The sequence below is a fragment of the Mesorhizobium sp. M1A.F.Ca.IN.020.06.1.1 genome (assembly GCF_004023265.1).
GTDB lineage: Bacteria > Pseudomonadota > Alphaproteobacteria > Rhizobiales > Rhizobiaceae > Mesorhizobium.
Genome location: NZ_RZSR01000714.1, coordinates 1 through 3,171, shown reverse-complemented (window position 1 = coordinate 3,171; position 3,171 = coordinate 1). Strand labels below are relative to the sequence as shown.

At 63.2% G+C, this 3,171-nt stretch carries 5 protein-coding genes; all 5 read left to right on the top strand.

Annotation, left to right across the window (positions count from 1 at the left end; translation table 11 throughout):
- Positions 1-675: Gfo/Idh/MocA family oxidoreductase (locus EOA60_RS25600; RefSeq protein WP_128312099.1), on the top strand; the 675-nt coding region annotated here is incomplete at its 5' end.
- 31 nt (positions 676-706) lie between these two features.
- Positions 707-1,501, top strand: coding sequence for an SDR family oxidoreductase (locus EOA60_RS25595; RefSeq protein ID WP_095825527.1), 795 nt, complete (start codon positions 707-709; stop codon positions 1,499-1,501).
- Positions 1,502-1,656: 155 nt separating this feature from the next.
- On the top strand, positions 1,657-1,923 hold the full coding sequence (locus EOA60_RS25590) for a type II toxin-antitoxin system Phd/YefM family antitoxin (RefSeq protein ID WP_095825528.1): 267 nt from the start codon (positions 1,657-1,659) through the stop codon (positions 1,921-1,923).
- Positions 1,920-2,342 (top strand): type II toxin-antitoxin system VapC family toxin, encoded by a 423-nt coding sequence (locus EOA60_RS25585; RefSeq protein ID WP_095776898.1) that lies wholly within the window; start codon positions 1,920-1,922, stop codon positions 2,340-2,342. The genes EOA60_RS25590 and EOA60_RS25585 overlap by 4 nt, the downstream gene beginning before the upstream one ends.
- Positions 2,343-2,627: 285 nt before the next feature.
- Positions 2,628-3,171, top strand: a 544-nt coding sequence (locus EOA60_RS25580; protein ID WP_128312097.1) for a 3-deoxy-7-phosphoheptulonate synthase, incomplete at its 3' end; no start/stop codon positions are given.

Sequence of the window (3,171 nt, the reverse complement as noted above, 5' to 3'; positions counted from 1 at the left end):
GCCGTGGTCGACAAGGCCGGCGCTACGCTGATGGTCGGCTTCAACCGCCGCTTCGACCCGCATTTCGCCGCCGTCCGCAAGGCGATCGACGACGGCGCCATCGGCGATGTCGAGATGGTCACCATCACCTCGCGTGATCCGGGCGCGCCGCCGCTCGACTACATCGCGCGATCCGGCGGCATTTTTCGCGACATGACCATCCATGATTTCGACATGGCGCGCTTCCTGCTCGGCGAAGAGCCGGTTGCCGTCAGCGCGCACGCCTCGGTGCTGGTCGACAAGAAGATCGGCGAAGCGGGCGATTTCGACTCCGTCAGCGTCATTCTGGAAACCGCGTCCGGCAAGCAGGCCGTCATCTCCAACTCGCGCCGCGCCACCTATGGCTACGACCAGCGCATCGAGGCGCACGGCTCGAAGGGCATGGTTGCGGCCGAGAATCAGCGGCCGGTGTCGATCGAACTCGCCAACGACAAGGGCTACACGCGCCCGCCGCTGCACGATTTCTTCATGACCCGCTACATCGACGCCTACGCCAACGAGATCGCTTCCTTCATCGCCGCCGCGACTGCCGGCAAGAAGGCGGCGCCGAGCGGCAAGGACGGGCTGGTCGCCTTGAAGCTGGCTGATGCCGCCTTGGAGTCTGCCAAGACAGGCAAGACCGTCCGCGTCGCCTGAAGGTTTGAACTCGATTACAGGAGCCAGAGCGATGAACGGTCTAGCCGGTCGCAATTCAGAAACGCGCGCCATCGTCACCGGCGGCGCGCAGGGCATCGGCTTCGCCGTCGCGGAAGCCTTGGCCGACGAGGGTTGCCGCGCGCTGGCGCTGGTCGGCCGCTCGCAGGACAAAGGTGACAAGGCGGTCGCAGCGCTCAAGAAGAACGGTGTCGATGCCATCTTCATCAGCGCCGATGTCGCCAAGGTCGCCGACTGCAAGCGCGCCGTCGCAACGGCGCTCGCGCATTTCGGCACTTTGAACGCGCTGGTCAACGCCGCCGCCACTTCGGCCCGCGGCTCGTTGGTCGAGACATCGGAAGAGCTTTTCGACCAGATCTTCGACACCAATGTGCGCGGCCCCTTTTTCCTGATGCAAGGCCTCGTCGCGCATCTCCTGGAGCGCAGGGCGCCGGGCTCGATCGTCAACGTGCTGTCGATGTCGGCGCATGCCGGCCAGTCCTTCCTGACGCCCTATTCGACCAGCAAGGGCGCGCTGATGACGCTGACCAAGAATGTCGCCAGCTCCTACCGGAAAAACCGCATCCGCTGCAACGCGGTGCTGCCCGGCTGGATGGATACCGAGGGCGAGGCGATCGTGCAGAAGAAGTGGCACGATGCGCCGGACGACTGGCTGGAAAAGGCCGAGGCCGCGCAGCCGATGGGCCAGTTGGTCAAGCCGGCGCAGCTTGCCCGGCTGATCACCTATATGCTCAGCCCGCAGGCCGGCGTCATGACCGGCTCGCTGGTCGATTATGATCAAAACATAGCTGGCGTGATCGGGGAGTAGTGACACGAGTAGCCTTACGCCAGAAGCCGGCCAGCTATGGGTGGCGATGTGATCAGCCTCGTGCGCCCAAAGGTACGCGGCCCCTGAGAGCCCCTGTTGCCGCAGCATCGCTATTCCGGTATAGTCAAGATGGTCAGAGTAGTCATGAGATTGAGATGCTGCCCGGACCGAAAGGAGATACGAGCTGGACGGTCGCTGGGGCAAAGGCCCGGCTCTCGGAGGTAATAGATCGGGCGCAATCTTCGCCTCAGACGATCACCCGTAACGGCAAACCAAGCGTTGTCGTCGTGTCCGCAGAGGAATGGCGGCGGAAGACCGCCCGCAAAGGAACGCTTGCGGAGTTCCTCCTGGAGTCGCCGCTGCGCGGCGCCGATCTCGACCTTGAGCGTCAACCCGACGAACCGCGTGATCAGCCGCTTTGAGGCTTCTGCTCGATACCAATGTCCTGTCAGAGGTCACGAGGCCGGCGCCGGATGTAGGCGTTCTAAAGTGGCTGGACGGGCTTGATGAGGATCGATCATTCATCAGCGTCGTGTCGATCGCCGAGATCCGGCGCGGCGTTTCCCTCATGGATGAGGGCCGCAAACGAGAGGCTCTGGCCGAATGGCTCGCTCGAGATTTGCCGCAGCGCTTCGAGCAAAGGGTTTTGCCGGTGGACGAAGCCGTTGCCTTGGCCTGGGGCGACCTGATGGGCCTTGCCAAGCGCCGCGGTCGCGGTCTGTCGTCGATGGACGGTCTGATCGCCGCCACCGCGATTGCGAAGCAGCTCACCTTGGCAACGCGTAATTCGAAGGATTTCGAAGGCTTTGCAATCGAACTTTTCGATCCATGGTCTGCATGAACCGTGAACCGCTGCATGATGCTCTATTTTTCCCGAGGCCACGGAGCACGGCGCAAACCAAGCAAATGCTTAGCTTCATGAGGACGTGACAAGCGCCTCGGCATCGACTATATGAGCCGCATGATCCACCTGACCGCCTCGTTTTGGTACTTTAGCTACGGTAGCTCGCTGGCGGCGGGAGGATTGCGCTCGATCTGAAGATTGCAGCATCTAATCCGAAAAGCCGCCAGACCTGGCGGCTTTTTCGTTTCAGCCGGCAGGTCTCCTAACCAGGAGCAGAAAGCCGTGTTGACCACCACAGACGACCTACGGGTCAAGGAACTCAAAGTCCTGAGCACGCCGGACGACGTGATGCGCGAGATACCGCGCTCGCTCACGGCGACGCGCACCGTTGCTGCGTCACGCAACGCCATCCATTCCATCCTGACCGGGGCCGACGATCGACTGGTCGTCATCGTCGGCCCTTGTTCCATCCACGATCCGGTCGCCGCCGTGGACTACGCCAGCCGTCTGGCGGCGCTGCGCGAGGCCCTGGCCGACCGGCTCGAGATCGTCATGCGCGTCTATTTCGAGAAGCCGCGCACCACGGTTGGCTGGAAGGGCCTGATCAACGATCCCGACCTCGACGGCAGCTTCAACATCGACAAAGGCTTGCGGATGGCGCGCAACGTGCTTTCCGCCGTCAACAATCTCGGCCTGCCGGCGGCGACCGAATTCCTCGACATGACGACGCCGCAATACATCGCCGACCTCGTCGCCTGGGGCGCCATCGGCGCGCGCACGACCGAAAGCCAGATCCACCGCGAGCTGGCGTCGGGCCTCTCTTGCC